The sequence below is a fragment of the Mesorhizobium sp. M7A.F.Ca.CA.002.05.1.1 genome (assembly GCF_003998335.1).
Taxonomy (GTDB): domain Bacteria; phylum Pseudomonadota; class Alphaproteobacteria; order Rhizobiales; family Rhizobiaceae; genus Mesorhizobium.
This window is the reverse complement of record NZ_RZQI01001300.1, coordinates 1-1,153: the sequence shown is the minus strand read 5'-3', so window position 1 is coordinate 1,153 and position 1,153 is coordinate 1. Positions and strand designations below refer to the sequence as shown.

Annotated in this window: 1 protein-coding gene and 1 pseudogene; one reads left to right on the top strand and one right to left on the bottom strand. The window is 64.0% G+C overall.

Going from position 1 to position 1,153, the window contains the following annotated elements:
- Positions 1-397, top strand: a pseudogene (locus tag EN939_RS35040) (epimerase); the annotation flags it as partial.
- Between the two features lie 52 nt (positions 398-449).
- Here EN939_RS35040 and EN939_RS35035 read toward each other — a convergent pair.
- A complete protein-coding gene (locus EN939_RS35035) occupies positions 450-992 on the bottom strand; it encodes a sugar transferase (RefSeq protein WP_127271926.1) in 543 nt (180 codons plus the stop codon).
- Positions 993-1,153 lie beyond the last annotated feature (161 nt).

The following is a 1,153-nucleotide window of genomic DNA, read 5'->3' as shown; positions in this document are numbered from 1 at the left end:
GATGCGCCTTGCCGATACGCCGCTGCCGCTGCCGACGGGTGCCTTGACCGGAATCCGCTCGCTGATGTCTTCCGAGGCCGCGGTGCGAGCAGTGTCGCACCTGCTCAGCCATTCCGGACCGCTTCGCCCGATCTATGTCGGCGCCGATGTGCCGCCGGTCGCCGCCGAGGCCATCATCGCCGCCTTTCGCAGAGGTTTGGGGCGGCCTGTGCGCCTGATGGCTGTGCCGGCCGGTCTGATACGGCCGGTCGTGGCCGCGCTCGGCAGGCGGGCGTTCTGGGACAGCCTGACCGCGACACAGATATGCGACCCCGCCCTGCTGGTATCGCAGGGGTGGACGCCTGAAGCCGGCACGCTCGAGCGGCTGGTCGAGCTGGCGCGGCTCGGTAGATCCTGACTTTCTTGCTTGACCATGATCTTTTCCAAAAACCGGCTTCCACTTTTTGGGATCATGGTCTGCGGTAGAGCGTTCCAAACAGGATCCGAAGGTCGAGCCAGAACGACGCAGTGCGGAGGTAGGCAGCATCCGTTTCGGCCAAAAGCTCCGGGTTCGACATGTCGATGCCCCTGATCTGGGCCAGGCCGGTTATGCCCGGCAGCGCCGCCAAAACCCCCAGCCGCCTGCGACACTCGATCAACTCGGTTTGGGTCGGCAGGCAGGGGCGCGGCCCGACCAGGCTCATTTCGCCCTTCAGGACATTCCAGAATTGCGGCAGCTCGTCGAGCTTGAACTTCCGTAGGACCTTCCCGACCGATGTCACGGAATCCGCCGGCGCCTCATGCGAGGGTAGTGACGGCGTCCCGACATACATGGTGCGCAACTTGTGGCAGCGAAAAAGCCGACCGTCACGGCCGACCCGCACCTGTGAAAAAATAGCCGGGCCCGGCGACGATGCTCGAACGGCAAGGACGGTGAGCGCCAAGACAGGAGATGTCGCCACCAGCAGCAGAGCCGCACCGGCAATATCGAAGATTTGCTTGGCTGCCTTCATGAACGGCCGATAGTGCTCCCTGCCGAAGTCCCGAGGCAACGCCGCAGGCCAATGCCGTCAATCCGGTCGACGTAGCATGAGCCGATCTCTTGACCAAGCGCGCCACGCAGCCGTCGCAATGTTCAGATGCGCCCCAGGATGAAGGCGAGATAGAGCCCAAT